Origin of the sequence: Candidatus Kurthia intestinigallinarum (genome assembly GCF_003991225.1) — a bacterium.
Lineage (GTDB): Bacteria > Bacillota > Bacilli > Bacillales_A > Planococcaceae > Kurthia > Kurthia populi.
In genome coordinates this window covers 18,557-34,538 of the sequence record NZ_JTFC01000009.1, presented here as the reverse complement: position 1 = coordinate 34,538, position 15,982 = coordinate 18,557, and the positions used below count along the sequence as shown (strand labels likewise).

The 15,982-nt window shown below is 40.0% G+C and carries 17 protein-coding genes; 8 read left to right on the top strand and 9 right to left on the bottom strand.

The features are described from left to right. Positions 1-87: 87 nt before the first annotated feature. The 3 genes from QI30_RS03135 to QI30_RS03125 form a co-directional block, all read right to left on the bottom strand. Entirely contained in the window at positions 88-1,059 is a 972-nt protein-coding gene (locus QI30_RS03135) for a cation diffusion facilitator family transporter (RefSeq protein WP_126989497.1), read from the bottom strand. A 10-nt stretch (positions 1,060-1,069) separates the two neighbouring features. Continuing rightward, a complete protein-coding gene (locus tag QI30_RS03130; protein ID WP_126989496.1) occupies positions 1,070-1,390 on the bottom strand; it encodes an ArsR/SmtB family transcription factor in 321 nt (106 codons plus the stop codon). Between the two features lie 153 nt (positions 1,391-1,543). Then, positions 1,544-2,551: a tetratricopeptide repeat protein gene (locus QI30_RS03125; protein WP_126989495.1), complete on the bottom strand. Its 1,008-nt coding sequence runs from the start codon at positions 2,549-2,551 to the stop codon at positions 1,544-1,546. Between the two features lie 327 nt (positions 2,552-2,878). Between QI30_RS03125 and QI30_RS03120 the strand changes: the two genes are divergently transcribed. Both QI30_RS03120 and QI30_RS03115 read left to right on the top strand, forming a co-directional pair. Continuing rightward, a complete protein-coding gene (locus QI30_RS03120) occupies positions 2,879-4,180 on the top strand; it encodes an aminotransferase class I/II-fold pyridoxal phosphate-dependent enzyme (RefSeq protein ID WP_126989494.1) in 1,302 nt (433 codons plus the stop codon). A gap of 65 nt (positions 4,181-4,245) precedes the next feature. Next, a complete protein-coding gene (locus tag QI30_RS03115; RefSeq protein WP_126989493.1) occupies positions 4,246-5,148 on the top strand; it encodes an ADP-ribosylglycohydrolase family protein in 903 nt (300 codons plus the stop codon). A gap of 143 nt (positions 5,149-5,291) precedes the next feature. Here QI30_RS03115 and QI30_RS03110 read toward each other — a convergent pair whose 3' ends face one another. Further along, on the bottom strand, positions 5,292-6,452 hold the full coding sequence (locus QI30_RS03110) for a M20 peptidase aminoacylase family protein (protein WP_126989492.1): 1,161 nt from the start codon (positions 6,450-6,452) through the stop codon (positions 5,292-5,294). 201 nt (positions 6,453-6,653) lie between these two features. On the opposite strand from QI30_RS03110, the gene QI30_RS20295 reads away from it, so the two are divergent. Together QI30_RS20295 and QI30_RS03105 are read left to right on the top strand one after the other, a co-directional pair. Beyond that, positions 6,654-6,824, top strand: a complete 171-nt coding sequence (locus tag QI30_RS20295; RefSeq protein ID WP_158620945.1) for a hypothetical protein — start codon at positions 6,654-6,656, stop codon at positions 6,822-6,824. A gap of 123 nt (positions 6,825-6,947) precedes the next feature. Beyond that, positions 6,948-8,330, top strand: a complete 1,383-nt coding sequence (locus QI30_RS03105) for an FAD-binding oxidoreductase (protein ID WP_126989491.1) — start codon at positions 6,948-6,950, stop codon at positions 8,328-8,330. Between the two features lie 156 nt (positions 8,331-8,486). On the opposite strand, the gene QI30_RS20290 is transcribed toward QI30_RS03105, so the two are convergent. Together QI30_RS20290 and QI30_RS03100 are read right to left on the bottom strand one after the other, a co-directional pair. Then, positions 8,487-8,660, bottom strand: a complete 174-nt coding sequence (locus QI30_RS20290; protein ID WP_158620944.1) for a hypothetical protein — start codon at positions 8,658-8,660, stop codon at positions 8,487-8,489. Positions 8,661-8,696: 36 nt separating this feature from the next. Beyond that, a complete protein-coding gene (locus QI30_RS03100) occupies positions 8,697-9,167 on the bottom strand; it encodes a GNAT family N-acetyltransferase (protein ID WP_126989490.1) in 471 nt (156 codons plus the stop codon). A 90-nt stretch (positions 9,168-9,257) separates the two neighbouring features. On the opposite strand from QI30_RS03100, the gene QI30_RS03095 reads away from it, so the two are divergent. Next, positions 9,258-10,421 (top strand): iron-containing alcohol dehydrogenase, encoded by a 1,164-nt coding sequence (locus tag QI30_RS03095; RefSeq protein WP_126989489.1) that lies wholly within the window; start codon positions 9,258-9,260, stop codon positions 10,419-10,421. Between the two features lie 109 nt (positions 10,422-10,530). Here QI30_RS03095 and QI30_RS03090 read toward each other — a convergent pair whose 3' ends face one another. Beyond that, positions 10,531-11,223, bottom strand: coding sequence for a TIGR02206 family membrane protein (locus QI30_RS03090; protein ID WP_126989488.1), 693 nt, complete (start codon positions 11,221-11,223; stop codon positions 10,531-10,533). An 82-nt stretch (positions 11,224-11,305) separates the two neighbouring features. Between QI30_RS03090 and QI30_RS03085 the strand changes: the two genes are divergently transcribed. Continuing rightward, a complete protein-coding gene (locus QI30_RS03085; RefSeq protein ID WP_126989487.1) occupies positions 11,306-12,187 on the top strand; it encodes a cation transporter in 882 nt (293 codons plus the stop codon). Between the two features lie 147 nt (positions 12,188-12,334). Here the strand turns inward: QI30_RS03085 and QI30_RS03080 are convergent, their stop codons facing one another. Further along, positions 12,335-12,679, bottom strand: a complete 345-nt coding sequence (locus QI30_RS03080; RefSeq protein ID WP_126989486.1) for a zinc ribbon domain-containing protein YjdM — start codon at positions 12,677-12,679, stop codon at positions 12,335-12,337. Positions 12,680-12,866: 187 nt separating this feature from the next. Here QI30_RS03080 and QI30_RS03075 point away from each other — a divergent pair, with 187 nt between their 5' ends. Together QI30_RS03075 and QI30_RS03070 are read left to right on the top strand one after the other, a co-directional pair. Then, positions 12,867-14,249, top strand: a complete 1,383-nt coding sequence (locus QI30_RS03075) for an alkaline phosphatase (RefSeq protein ID WP_126989485.1) — start codon at positions 12,867-12,869, stop codon at positions 14,247-14,249. A 12-nt stretch (positions 14,250-14,261) separates the two neighbouring features. Continuing rightward, positions 14,262-14,876: a DUF4352 domain-containing protein gene (locus tag QI30_RS03070; protein WP_233600505.1), complete on the top strand. Its 615-nt coding sequence runs from the start codon at positions 14,262-14,264 to the stop codon at positions 14,874-14,876. 40 nt (positions 14,877-14,916) lie between these two features. Here the strand turns inward: QI30_RS03070 and cyoE are convergent, their stop codons facing one another. Next, a complete protein-coding gene (gene cyoE / locus QI30_RS03065) occupies positions 14,917-15,867 on the bottom strand; it encodes a heme o synthase (RefSeq protein WP_126989484.1) in 951 nt (316 codons plus the stop codon). Positions 15,868-15,982 lie beyond the last annotated feature (115 nt).

The window sequence follows — 15,982 nt, the reverse complement described above, 5'->3', positions numbered from 1 at the left end:
CAATTTCACAAAAAAAGAAGGAATCGCGCTCATGCGCAATGCCTTCTCTTTTTGACTGAATTTGTTTTTATTCTTACCTCAACCTACTTAATGTACGTGGTCATGATCGTGATGATGCTCTTCATTTAAGTCACAAATCAATTCATTATGATGCGTTGATTCACTTGATTCAAACTGCACCGTTATATGCGTAATATTTTTATGCTGTAATTTATGCTCTAAATCGTCTAATACTTTTTGTGTTTCACGAATCGTTAAATTATCATCTACAACGATATGACAGCTCAGTGCATTCGTACCGCTTGTAATCGTCCAAATATGCAAATCATGCAGACGTTTTATAGCAGGTGTCTCCTCAATCGTTTTAACGATGTCATCAAACACTACATTTGTTGGTGTTCCTTCCATTAAAACATGAACCGAATCTTTTGTTACGGCAAGACCGCTTCGTAAAACAAGTACCGCAACAATAATACTTGCTAACGGATCCGCCCAACTCCAGCCAAATGCCATAATAAGCAGTGCCGCAATGATAGCACCAAATGAGCCTAGCATATCGCTGATGACATGCGCCAATGCTGCACGCATATTCAAATTATCATGTGTATCGCCACCGCGTAGTAAAATGAACGCTACTAAAATATTCACAAGCAAGCCAATAATAGCCACAATCAGCATTCCAGTAGTCGCAATTTCTGCTGGTTGCATAAAGCGCTGAATTGCCTCAAAAAAAATAAAAATGGCGATTGCAATTAGCGTAACACCGTTAAAAACAGCTGCTAAAATTTCAAATCGTTTGTAGCCAAATGTTTTCGTCGTATTCGCTACTTTTTCGGCCATCGCAAAAGCGGCAACCCCGACACCAAGTGCAATCGAATCGCTTAGCATATGCCCTGCATCAGATAATAATGCCAAGCTATTGGTCATAAAGCCACCGATTACTTCTACGACCATGTAGGCCGTAATAATAATAAAGGCAATTAATAATGTTTTTTTGTTTGCGCCATGTGTATGGTCGTGTCCATGGCCACCGTGACCATGATCATGTGAGTGTCCCATAAAACTCCTCCTAGCAGTGAGCGGCGTGCTCAATCATTTGTTTTAATATTTGCATGACATGCTTGTCAGCTTGTGAATAATAAATGCTTGTTCCCTCTCGACGAGATTTTACAAGACGCATATTTTTTAAAAATCGTAATTGATGTGACACAGTCGATTGTTTTAATGCTAACTCGTCACTAATTTCATTCACTGCATATTCTCGATCAAATAACAAATATAAAATACGAATACGCGTCGGGTCACTAATCGCTTTAAATGTTTGCGACACGATAAATAGCGTTTCTTCATCTAATTCCTGCGTGAAATCTATCGTTGGTTGTACATCCATACCATCACCTCTTATGCTTATATGATTATATGTTCATATATAGTATATTTCCACTTAACGTTCCTGTCAATGTATTTCATGCATTGATTTACTAATTGAAAACTAAAAACAGCGCCGTTTACCAATACGATGGTACGCGCTGTTTCACTGCATCTATTCGGCACGAAATAACGCCAAGGTTTTGGGGATTTCTAGTAATGTGGTTCCTTTTTCGATGGCTTCTTCTAAGCACGTAATGGCAGCTGTTATATTGCCCATTTCATGTAAAATTAATGCCTGCTCATAAAGCGCTCGGTCAAGGCTAGGAGCTAAGCGTAGCGCGTGCTCACTTGCTTGTAGCGCCCATTTATAATGCTGATGCCTACGCAGACGCCTCGCCAAATTCGTCATATATTCAGCAGATTCGTAGCGCCGACTACGAGGAAATGCTAAAGTAACGGGTTGCTCTGCAAAAAATTGTTCAAACACATGACGAAGCTGTCCTACTTCCTTTAAATAAAGCGGGACACGGTGCCCTGCATATGGTAGCGCTAAAAAGGTGCACTGAAGTAGTGTATTCTTTAAATTTTCTTCATAAAAGCGCCCATCTGTCGCGTTTTTTACATCGAGTAATAAGGTAACGGGTGCGCTAACAATCGGAAATTGTTTATACGTTTGCTTTCCTAAATTTCGAGGCGAAAATGCAAGAATTTTCACATTCGGAATAACGGCACCTAAATACAGCGCACAATAACCAGCAAGGCTCGTGCCATAAGCAAAGGTCTTATTATAATTTTTAAAAATAGCGGCTGTTAATGCCTTGTAGTGCGCCTGTGAAATATCTTCATAATAATAGTCGATGCGATTACGTCGCAATGCAACGATGTCTAATTGTTGATTATTAATATAATATGTTGAAAAAATCGGATCATCTACGGTTAATTCCACCGTATCAAATGCTGCCACAATCCCCCGAGCGATGCCCTGCCATTTATAAAATTCAAGTGTATAGTTCGCCGTTTTGTGCACGATGTATTTTTTATAGCCATCTACTGAAAAAAAGTCGGCATGCTTTTTGGGATCATACAATGCTTGTGCACATTGTTCAAAAGAGTGCGCCTGCTCACGATTCCCTTGTAAAATCTTTTCCACACTTAGATGAAACGCTTCTTCAAATTGCATATAAATCCCTCCTTATACGGGATGATTGTTTTTCTCTAGCATGATTTTCATGCCACTTCTATGAAAAATACAAATTCCTTAATTCAAAATTTTCAAAATTATATCATTAATGAATGGCTAACGGGAATAGAAAAATTTTCTATATTCACGATAAATCATTGATTTTACGGCATTTAGACCTTATTATGGAGGAGAGTAATGGCGAGGCTCACGCAAAACACGAATGAAAGTAGACCTGCTTATAAAATTATTCGATAATTTCTATAATTCTATTTTCATGCGTCCCATTACAAACCTGCATACTATTATGAAAAAGAGGCGACGTTTATGCATAAATTAGCAGCTCAATTAAACGACACATTACAACAACAAGCACCAACTGTTTTGGACATGCTTTCAAACCTTGGTAAAGAAATGTACTACCCAACAGAAGGTATTTTATCGCAATCTGCTGAAGCCAAATCAGCTAAAAAGTACAATGCAACAATTGGTACTGCACTTGAAAATGGCAAACCGATGCACCTTAAAGTCATTCAAGATACACTTTCTGCATACGAGCCAAAAGATTTATACCCATATGCTCCTCCAGAAGGAAAAGCAGAGCTTCGCCAAGCATGGCGTAAAAAAATGCTGAAAGAAAATCCTTCATTAGAAGGCAAAACTTTCGGTACACCAATCGTAACAAATGCGTTAACACATGGTTTATCAATTGTCGCAGATTTATTTGCTGATACAAATGATGCCCTCATCATTCCCGATAAAAACTGGGAAAACTACGATATGGTATTCGGCATTCGCCGCGGCGCAAACGTCGTTACATACCCACTTTATAATGAACAAGATCTTTTCAATGCCGAGGCATTAAAAGAAACAATCATTGCACAAAAAGATGCGACTGGTAAAGCAATCGTTCTATTAAACTTCCCGAACAACCCAACTGGTTACACACCTAATGCTGCTGAAGGTGAATCAATCGTACAAGCGATTAAAGAAGCGGCAGAAACAGGCGTAAAAGTTGTGGCGGTAACGGATGATGCGTACTTCTCATTATTTTTTGAGGATTCAATTACAGAATCATTATTCGGTAAATTAGCTGATGTACATGAAAATGTATTAGCTATCAAAGTCGACGGTGCTACAAAAGAAGAATACGTTTGGGGCTTCCGTGTAGGGTTCATTACATTTGCTGCACAATCACAGGATGTAATTCATGCACTAGAAGAAAAAGCGCGTGGTATTATTCGTGCAACGATTTCTTCAGGTCCACACCCTTCCCAAACATTCGTCTTAAAAGCGCTTGAAAGCAATGAATTCGACGCACAAAAACAACAAAAATTCGATATTATGAAAGGCCGTGCTTTAAAAACAAAAGCCGTCCTTGATAGTGGTAAATATGATGATGCATGGAGCTACTACCCATTCAACTCAGGTTACTTCATGTGCTTAAAACTTAAAACTGTCTCTTCAGATGCACTACGTAAAGTAGCATTAGAACAATTTGGTGTTGGTGCGATTGCACTTGGTGACACGGATTTACGCGTTGCCTTCTCTTGTATTGAAGAAGATGGCATCGAAGAATTATTCGATTTATTATATGCAGCTGTGAAAGAAATCGAAGCAGCAAACTAGCATTTTTTTAAGCGTTGGCATTTGCCAGCGCTTTTTTGTATGCTTAAAGAAAGGAGGGATTTTTGATGATTCGACAAGCAATACTTGGACATGCAATTGCCGATGCCATGGGTGTACCATTTGAATTTCGTGCGCGCGATACCTTTACAGTGACAGATTATGAAGGCTTTGGCTCGTGGGACGTACCAGCAGGTAGTTTTTCAGATGATTCATCGATGCTATTTTGTACAATGCGCCATCAAATTGAGCACAGTGACATCGATGACTTAAAGCAGAAATTTTGTGATTGGCTTTATAATGGCTACTGGACATATAACCGAAAAGCAAGCTTTGATGTCGGCAATACAACAAAACATGCTATTGATCGGTGGCTACAATATGGCTTTGATACGGAATTGCCTTGTGATGAGCATCAAAACGGCAATGGAGCCCTTATGCGTATTTTACCCGTTATGTTGGCAGCAAACTCGCATGATGACGTATTCCAATTAAGTCGCCGCTATGCACTGACTCATTTGCATATTCGAAGCATTTTAAGTTGCACATTCTTCGGTCATATCGTTTTAGCATTAAAAGATGGTCATTCATTTGCTGATAGCTTTCAGTTGGCACAACGCTACACACAGCCACATTTTATGACATTCCAAGGTGAGCGACCGCATTTTGCAAGATTAATGGACACAACAATTCTAACTGCACCTAGAGAAACAATAAAAAGCTCCGGCTATGTCATCGATACACTCGAAGCGGTTTGCTGGAGCATGGCACAGTCTTTTAGCTATGAGCAGGCAATTTTCACAGCAATTGAGTTAGGTAGTGATACAGATACCGTTGGCGCACTAACGGGTTCACTCGCTGGTATGCTTTACGGTCTACATCATATCCCCGCACACTGGATTCGTGAGCTTTCGCGAATTGATGATATTGAGCAATTAATTCACGAATTTGAGCAGCAAGTAATATCGTAAAAAAGAGGCTGGGACATACGTATAAAAACAACCGTTCATATGAGCATAAGAAAAGCCGGAATTGCGCTGTAGCGCGGTTCCGGCTTTTCGTTGCGAACGCTAAAAAAGGAAAATGACGTGTTTTGTCCCAGCCTCTTTTTTTATTAAGAGGTTGCACCGCGTTGTATCACGCTACGCTGACTAAAGGCTACCGCATGTAAAATGGTTTTTGTCATAATTTCAATACCTGTAAATAAACGGTCGCGATTATACGTCATATGTGGATCATGTAGCCCCGGTGTAACGCCACAACCTACACCTAGCATCGTCGCCTTAATGTATGGACGCTTCAATGTATAATAATGAAAATCCTCTCCCCCCGGCGTTACAACGTCTGCCGCTAAATGATCTAAGCCACATGTATCAATAATGGCTTGCTTCATTAATTGTTTAGCCGTATCGTCTACCTCCGCTGCGACAATCGTTGCTTTCGTTTCAAATTCAATTTTAGCACGATGGGATTGTTCAACACCCATAATCGCTAACTGTAGCTGAGCCATTAGCTGTTCCATACCTTCATTTGTTTGGGAGCGTGCGTCAATTGTAAAACGCGCAATGCCAGGAATTGTATTCGCATTTTGAATATCTCCTGCTTGGAAGCTTGTTAATTTAACAGACGATGGGATCATCGGGTCAATATGAATATGAGATAAGGCCGTTACAAGACTTGAGCCGATTTCAATGGCATTTTTCCCTAAATGCGGGCGTGCACCGTGGCATTCTTGGCCAACAATGGTGCCTTCAATTAAACGTGCTGCTCCGTGATAAAGTGCCGGGCTATAGCTATTATCTTGCATTTCTTGTACAGGACGAATATGCATACCAAACAAAAACTGCATACCATCAACTAAACCACGTTCTACAAAAGATAATGCGCCGTTACCCTTTTCCTCAGCAGGTTGAAACAAGACGCGAATTTTTCCTGATGCAGGGTTGTGTAACTCTTTTAATAGTAAAAGTACTCCTACTGCCATCGTCATATGTGCATCATGACCACATGAATGATTGCCACGAAACTCGCCATCTACTTGTTGCCATAGAGCGTCGATGTCTGTGCGAAGTCCGATAACTGGCGCACCTTCACCGATTTCAACATATAAGCCAGTCGAACCTTCAAAAGTTGTGACATGGAAATTTTGATCACGTAAGATTTTTGCCAAATACGCAGTCGTTTTATATTCTTGCCAGCCAACTTCTGGAATAGCATGTAGTTGTTCATATACTTGTCGTAAAAATGGTTTATGTTGTTCCAGCACTTGTTGCACATGCGTCACCTCTTAAATTTCTATTTCGCTATAAATGTACACTACTTTATCATGCTTTCGATGAAAAAGCAAATTAATTTCAGAAAATTTAATTTTTTAAGTCTTTTATTTTTACAAAAGCTTTACATATTATAATAAAATTTGTTTGAAATTTTCTGTCTTTTTAGGTATAATAGAGAAAAGGCACTAGGAGGAATGGCTATGAATGTTAAAAATATTGCTATTGACCCGTATGACACAAACGTTGAAATCCCTGCTTTCCTTGATGCATCTGTCTCTTTCGAAGACATCGAAGCAGCTTTAAAAGAATTATTACTTTTGATTCAGTCAACGCATAGCGCTGTCGTTAATCCAGGCCCACAAGCATCGTAAATTATCCATAGTTCAGTCAACCATCATTCTTTTAAAGAATGATGGTTTTTTACTGTTCAAATCTTCCATTTCACGATATAATTATCAGAAAATAACGAATTTTCAAAAGGAATGGTGATATAGATGCACGCTCAACTAGAAAAAATCCTCGAAGAATTACAGACCTTTTTAGGGAAGGATCAGCTTTCGACAAATGAGACAGTCCGTGAGAATCATGGTCGTGATGAATCCTATCATGAAATGGCTCTACCTGACATCGTCGTCTTCCCTCGTACGACTGAGGAAGTATCAAAAATTATGCAAGTCGCAAATACATATGAAATTGCGGTTATCCCCTTTGGTGTAGGCTCTAGTTTAGAGGGCCATATTATCCCAGTAACACATACGCTAACAATTGATTTTAGCCAAATGAATCAAATCTTAGAAGTGCGCCCTGAAGATTTATTAGTGCGTGTACAACCTGGTGTCACACGTATGCAATTAAATAAAGAACTGAAAAAACATGGCCTATTCTTCTCAGTAGATCCAGGAGCTGACGCTACGCTTGGTGGGATGGCCGCAACGAATGCCAGTGGTACAACAGCAGTTCGCTATGGTGTCATGCGTGACCAAGTACGGGACTTAGAAGTCGTGCTTGCAGATGGACGTGTTATGCATACGGGGAATCTTGCCGCGAAATCATCATCTGGTTATCACTTAAATGGCTTATTCGTAGGCTCAGAAGGCACACTTGGTTGTTTTACGGAACTGACATTAAAAGTATATGGTATTCCTGAATTTGAAATGGCCGCACGTGCTGTATTCCCTACGGTTCGTCAAGCAATTGAAGCGGCTACAATGGTCTTACAAGCAGGTGTGCCGATTGCACGTATTGAATTAGTTGATGAGCAATCAATGGAGCAAGCCAATGCCTATAGCGGAACGTCTTACTTAGTAAAACCAACATTATTTTTAGAATTCCATGGTAATGAGGCAGGTTTGAAGCAAGACGTCGAATTTACAACAGAAATCATGAATGATAATGGCTGCTTAGAAATTTTCTTTGAAACAGACAATAAAGCGCGTCATGAGCTATGGGAAGCGCGTCATAATTTGGCTTATGCTTATATTCATGGGTATCCTGGCAAAAAAATGATGACAACCGATGTCGTGGTGCCAATTGGTGTGTTAGCAGATGCGATTGAATTTGCACGTCAATTAATTGATGAAACGGGCATGATTGGTGGCGTTCTTGGACATGTCGGTGACGGCAACTTCCACTCACTTGTGATGATGGATTTAAATAACCCAGAGGATGTAGCACGTGCGAAAGCCTATAATGCACGTCTTGTCGAGTTTGGTCTTGAAAATGGTGGTACTTGTACAGGTGAGCACGGCGTTGGTGTTGGTAAAATGATTTATCAATCACGCGAGCACGGCGAATCGCTAAATGTTATGCGTGCCATTAAGCACACATTAGATCCTAAAAACATTTTAAACCCAGGCAAATTAATTGCGGAAGTATAACTCAACCATAAAAAGAGATTGCGACAACATCATGTTCCTTTTCTAGCGTTCGCAACAAAAACCGGAACCGCGCTACAGCGCGATTCCGGTTTTTCTTATGCTCCTAGGAGCGGTTATTTTTACACGTATGTCAAAGCCTCTTTTTTACAGTAACAATCAACTTCGTTTTGAACGATCTAATGTCACCATCATCACAGTAGCTAGTACCCAAAGCCCTATCATAATTGTAATAATAACACCGTTTATATTTTGTAAATTGAAATTATGATATATCAAATACGCAATAATCACGATAATAAATACGAGCTGAATGGCCATTTTTTTCATCATGTGGTTCGTCCCTTCTTCTTTGTTGATTGTATCACGTTATAGCAGGATTTTGTGCATCGTATTCGTTCTAAACTGAATCGTTTCAATTTGCTCCAAGCGCTGCTCTACGAACGTAAACTGATGCGCTGTATAAAAAGCAATCGCTCGCTCATTCAATGCATTGACACGTACGTATAGCTCAGTGCCTGCTGGATAGAAGGATTCTCCTGTTATCAATAATTGATGCCCAATCCCCTCACTAAAAACGGCTGGGCTTAAATAAATTGTCTCCAGCTCATTTCGTGTACCTATTGAAAAATTAGCAAAGCCAACAATGACATCTTGCTGCAACGCAACGAAAAATAGCGTCGTATCAATGCGGTGGCGCAATTGACGATAATTATAATCAAATGCTAAAAATTGCTGCTGTAGCTTCGGTGGAATAATTTGTTGATACGTTTGACGCCAACTTTCAACGGCGATTTTTTGAATCATCGGTATATCTTCATATGTAGCTCGCCGAATCATGTCGATTCCCCCTTTTTATTTATTATAAAGCGTGCGAATTAGTTGTACAAATGCGCACAATTTCTTACTATGAAGAGAGGGAGGGATTTTATGGAAAATTTCACGTATTATAATCCAACGCGCCTTCATTTTGGGAAGGGACAAATCTTAAAATTAGAGCAGGAGCTAACACATTACGGTAAAAACGTTTTACTCGTTTATGGAAGCGGTAGTATTTTTAAAAATGGTGTCTATGACGATGTCTATAAAGTGTTATCAGACGCAGGTGCTAATATTGTCGAGTTAGGTGGCGTTGAGCCAAATCCACGTGTCGATACAGCTGAAAAAGGTATCCGCATTTGTCGTGATACGAGCATTGACTTTATTTTAGCCGTTGGTGGTGGCTCTGTAATTGATTGCGTTAAATTAATTGCTGCAGGCGCGAAAACCGATGCATCAGCTTGGGATATTGTGACACGTAAAGCAAAAGTGCGTGATGCACTACCATTTGGTGTTGTCTTAACACTGGCGGCAACGGGCTCAGAAATGAATTCAGGCTCTGTTATTACAAACTGGGAGACAAAAGAAAAATACGGCTGGGGTTCTTCAAAAACATTCCCACAATTTGCAATATTAGATCCAGCCTATACATTTTCTGTACCAAAAGACCAAACAATTTATGGTATTGTCGATAGTATGAGCCATGTACTCGAACATTATTTCCACGAGGCCGACCATACAGAGTTCCAAGACCGTATGTGTGAGGGATTATTATTAACGATTATGGAAGCCGCACCCGATGTGCTGAAAAACCCTGAAAACTATGATGCACGTGCTACCTTAATGTATGGCAGTACAATGGCGTTAAATGGCATGTTAAATATGGGTTATCGCGGCGACTGGGCAACGCATAATTTAGAACATGCCGTCTCTGCTGTACACGATATTCCACATGGTGGCGGCCTGGCGATTTTATTCCCTCGCTGGATGCGCCATTATGTTCACGAGGATGTACAGCGCTTCCGTAAGCTCGCAACACGTGTATTCAATGTCAATACGACGGGATTAAGTGATTTAGAAGTAGCAATGAAAGGCATCGAAAAACTTGAAGCCTTCTGGGAGTCAATTGGTGCTCCGACACATTTAGCTACGTATCAAATCGACGACTCGACGCTTAATATCATTGTCGATCGCGCGATGCGTCAAGGGGATTTCGGGAATTTCGCGACCGTTACAGCCTCTGACGCAGAAGCGATTTTCAAAGCTGCTCTTTAAGTATTACATGAACCTGAAACAACCATATATAAGCATAAAAAAAGAAGGAATCGCGCCAACACGCGACTCCTTCTTTTTTTTGCACATCACTATCAAATGACATTCTCTTTTATGATTTCTTACGTAATGCAAATGGCAAATAAAGCACAAGCCACACGATAAATAATAATAAAACAAGGCCAAAAATATAGCCTGGGTTTCCAAAAATATGTTCAAGCGGCACGATTGGTGAGCCCGCTGATGGTGTGCTTAAAAACCAGAAATTGGTCTCATAATGCTTGTTAAACATATACATAATCGGCGTTAAAATTAGTAAAAATAAGGCCGGTTTCCATAAGTTTTTCGGTTGTGGGCGTAGTTCTTTTGAAGCAATTAGCATGATGATAAATGCCACAATTAAAATATGATACGTAAAGCTATAATTATTCATAAAACTAAACATTTCACGATGCGTCCAGTTCGGAAATAAGAGTGCGGCGAATGCACCCGGTAAAAAGATGCTATATAATAACTCGCCAACCGTTTTATTTTGCGTGTAAGCATAAATTAAAATAACGACTAATGCCATACCACACAAATCTAGTGGCAATGAACGGATTGACCAAGTCTCAAGAAAGAAAATATAACTATCGCGGATCATTTCCGCACAAATAAGTGCCCAGGCTAAAGCAATGCGAATTTTCTTTCGCGCCTCGTCTGTTGCTAAACGATATTGATGCGCGACAAACCAAATCGCAAGTATTCCAAATGCTAGCCAACCTATATGAAAAGAATCGTACAATGAAAAGCCGGTTGTTGGCATACGTTTCCCTCCTTTCGTTGCGTTACAAATAAAGACAATACGGGTATAACTAGAGTAATGCTAGGGGGTTATTATCATTACAATGTTGTCCAACACATCAAAATGGCAGACGACAAAAACAGCAATGGCTTGTTTTTTATTAATTATTTCATATGTAATTACTATGACAATCGCCTTTGAGACAAAAAGTTTAGCGCTTTTTTGCGCATTAAGTCATCTGCTGATGACGATTTCATTGCTCCTTTTCTATATTGTAAACCAGAACTATATCGCAAAAAAAGCAAAATCTCGTCAGATGTACCATATGTGGTTGATTGAACGCTTTTTAATTTTATGCTGCGGGCTTGTTTTTTCGCTTATGGCTTGCTTCTTATTAGTTATGAGTATGCTACGCCTTATGGAGCCTGAGCCTATAGTAGTTGCTATTGAGCCGATTTTACAAATCGCCGTGCTTATTTTAATTAGTAACCTCTGTTGTTATTTGCTACTGTCATCATACGAAACGAGTTCAAAAGCATTTACACGTTATTTACTGCGTGCAGACGGCTTAAATGCATTGCTTGTCATTTTAGTATCTTTCCTGTTAATTAGATGGCAAGTATCTACTATTGATGAAGTATTGGCGTTTATGCTTGCACTTACCCTATTTAACCAAGCATATCACATTTTAAAACGCTCGCTCATTTTAATGACAGAAGGCACCTCCGAACAACGTCAACTTGCCGCTATTCAAGGAAGTTTGTATCGTTTAGATGCTGTTACAGACATTGCAAATTTACAATTATGGACGGTTGTTGGCGAAGAAATGACGTTTAGTTGTCAGCTATATATTACAGCTGATGCACCAATTCAAACCGTTGAACAAGAAGTGCTGACGCTCTTAAAGCAGCAATACGCGATTACAAGAACCGCCATTCGTTTTATTGTAGACACATCGTCAAAACAACTTACCCCAGTCACCTGATTATAAAAAAAGGTTAGTACAAAACATTTTATTTTCCTTTTTTAGCATTCGCAACGAAAAACCGGAACCGCGCCACAGCGCAATTCCGGTTTTTTTATGCTCATAGGAGCGGTTGTTTTTACACGTATGTTAAAGCCTATTTTGTCATTAAACTTTTTTCACATATTGTGAACGAATATATAAAGAGCCAAAACCTTCTACTTTCGCTTCTAAATCATGCCCGTCAACATCGCCACAAAATTTGATATTTTTCACTTTTGTACCAGCTTTCAAGTCAGATGTGGCACCTTTCACTTTTAAATCTTTAATAATTGTGACACTATCACCTGGATTTAAAATATTGCCGACGCTATCGCGAATAAGCGCCGCTTCCTCTGCTTGTTGTTGCTCAAATGCCGTCCATTCATTGCCACACTCTGGGCAAATGAACGCTGAGCCATCATGATACGTATAGGCCGAATTGCACTTCGGACAGTTTGGAATGTTCTCCATTTTTATCTCTCCCTTCCTACATTTCTCCATCATGCCATAGCTCTCTATGGTCGAACAACCTTTTCTTTCATTTCAATGAAATTTCCTCGCATCCTGTTCACGAATTTTACATTTCTTTACGCTGCGTTAAAGCTCTCCTTACATTTCTTCGTTACAGTAAAGTTATACCATTTAAGGAGGAAGTTACATGAAAATTTGGTCTAAGAAATTCGCTGCAGTTTTAGCAAGCTCTGCGCTTGCGTTAAGTGCCTTTGGTGCTACAAACGCCGAGGCAGCATCCAAAAAGAAGGACTCACCGAAAAACATTATTTTTTTAATCGGTGATGGCATGGGAAATTCCTATACTTCTGCGTATCGTTATATGCAAAACGCACCACAGCAGCAATTCGTGAAACAAACCAAACTAGATCAATACTTAGTCGGTCAGCAAATGACCTATCCTGAAGATCCCGCACAAAATGTAACGGACTCTGCTTCTGCCGCTACGGCAATGTCTGCGGGCATTAAAACCTATAATAATGCCATCGCCGTCGACAACGATAAACAACCTGTAAAAACGGTGTTAGAGCGCGCAAAGGAATTAGGAAAAGCAACGGGTCTTGTTGCTACATCAGAGATTACCCACGCGACACCGGCGGCATTTGGCTCACATGATGAGTCCCGTAAAAATATGGATGCCATTGCAGATGATTATTTTGATGAATTAGTTGGTAAAAAGCATAAAATCGATGTATTGCTTGGTGGTGGTAAATCAAATTTCGTGCGACAAGACCGCGACTTAACAAAGGAATTTGAAAAAGCCGGCTTCCATTATGTAACGGATAAAAAAGCTTTAGCAAAAAATAAAGAGGACCAGCTTATCGGTCTTTTCGCAGATGGCGGTCTTGATAAAATGATCGATCGTAAGAGCACCACCCCCTCTCTACGCGATATGACCACGGCGGCATTAAAGCAATTGAAAAAAGACGATGATGGCTTCTTCCTAATGATTGAAGGCAGTCAAATCGACTGGGCAGGTCATGATAATGATATTGTCGCCGCAATGAGTGAAATGAAGGACTTTGATGCTGCATTCCAAAAAGCTGTCGACTATGCAAAAAAAGATAAAAACACACTTGTTATTGCGACGGCTGACCACTCAACAGGTGGCTTCTCAGTTGCTGCTAACGGGGACTACAACTGGAATCCTGAAGCACTGCAAGCTTTCTCAAAAACGCCTGATTATCTAGCTGCACAAATCGCAGGTGGTGCGGACGTGGAACAAACACTTAAACAATATATCAAGCTTGATTTAACGACAGCTGAAATCGACCAAGTGAAAGAAGCCGCGACAACGAAAAAAGTAACCGATATCGATAATGCCATCGAAAAAATTGCAGATAGCCGTTCAAACACCGGCTGGACGACAGGTGGTCATACAGGCGAAGATGTTAATGTTTATGCGTATGGGCCACAGGCAGAAAAATTTGCTGGTCAAATCGATAATACCGACCAAGCCAAGCTCGTATTTGAATTACTCGAACAAAACACAAAAAAGAAAACAAAAATCAACGATAAAAAAATGAACTAAGGGAGCTAGAGGATGCCGATTCGCTTTTTCATTGGTATCTTGCTCGTCGTCCTGTTAGCGGGATGTCAACAGAAGGCGACGGCAGATGACCATCTACCACGAACCGATTATGTAACAGGCTATAACGGTAATGCACAAATTCCAGATGACCGTACCCTGTTAAAGGAAAACGATACGATTCAAGCAGAAAAGGGCTTTATGACCTTAAAGGAGGCAAACTTTGAGCCGCAAACGATTGTCGTTGGCGATATTCATTTAACGATTCATGATGTGAAGCGTATCCATTTAGAGCCAGACTATAGTATGGTTGATTATTTCCATCAGCTCACACATAAGGAAACATTCGATTTTGTAAAAGCGTATGTGACGATTGAAAATACCGCCAAAGAAACACGTCACTTCTCCCCTGTTGCAACGTTAAAAGCCGCTTCAGGCACACAATCATTTGAACGAGATATTTATTTAGATAATATAAGTGGCTCCTTTGCCCCTTCAGAAAAAAAGCAAGGCAATATCGGCTACATTACCGAGCCGGGTGATGATACGCTTACTGTTACAACGAGTGCGGTTTTTGACGAACATGAACAACAGCTCACAAAACAAACAACATTTACGTTACAACCATAAAAAAAGCAGGTAGCCGATAAGCTACCTGCTTTTATATATATTAATTAAAATCTAAATATAAGCCAATCAATGCGTAAAGAATGACTGTTGAGAATAAAATCACCATATGCAGCAATGAATAGACAAATAATAAATTCGCCCATTTTTTCGGATCTTTTTTATGATAACCATAAATATTTAATACAAGCCATACAGCGCTTAAAATAATCGCTACGAGCATAAGTCCTGTACTTAATGAACCAAGTGGAATACAGCAAAGGATCAAGATAACTAAATACACATTTGTGGTCACATATGTGCGCTTCATCCCTTTTGCTACCGGTAGCATCGGTACACCAGCGGCACGGTAATCTTCCATTTTTCGAATAGCAATCGCATAAAAGTGTGGCATTTGCCAAATTAATTCGATAATAAATAAACTAATAATCGCCGGATGGAAAATATCATTGCTGACAACACCCCAACCAATTAACGGAGGCATCGCGCCTGATAAACTCCCGACTTCGGTGTTATAAACCGTATGACGCTTTGTCCACATTGTATACGGTACAACGTAGAAAAACCAGCCTAAAAAGCCAAGTAGTGCCGCCATTGGAGATGCAATATAAAGCATGCCCAAACCGGCAAGTAATAATGTAAAGCTAATCACTAACGTCATAACAGGTGAAACTTCACCTGTTACGGTTGGACGTTTTTGCGTACGACGCATTTTTGCATCAATATCACGGTCATACCAGTTATTAAACGCGCCCGCTCCACCAATAACAGCTGCCGTTCCTGCAATCGCGAGTAAAATGGCGAGCTTTTCATCAAATGGATTGACATGGTATGTGTACATCGCAAGCATAAGACCCGCAATCATCGTAATTAAATTCGATTTAATAATGCCCGTTTTAATTGTTTGTGCTAAAACTTTCATCATCGTCGGATTTTCTACATCGAGTGCGGCATGTTGACTTGCCATATTTTTTGTTTTTTGCTGACTTCGCATGTACTTCATTCCTTTTCAAATTAGTGCGTTAAAATGCGACTAATCCTATTCGTGCTTCCTTCTTGCAATATGTCTATCATAACAAAAAATAATTCAATTACCTATTGTATTTGAC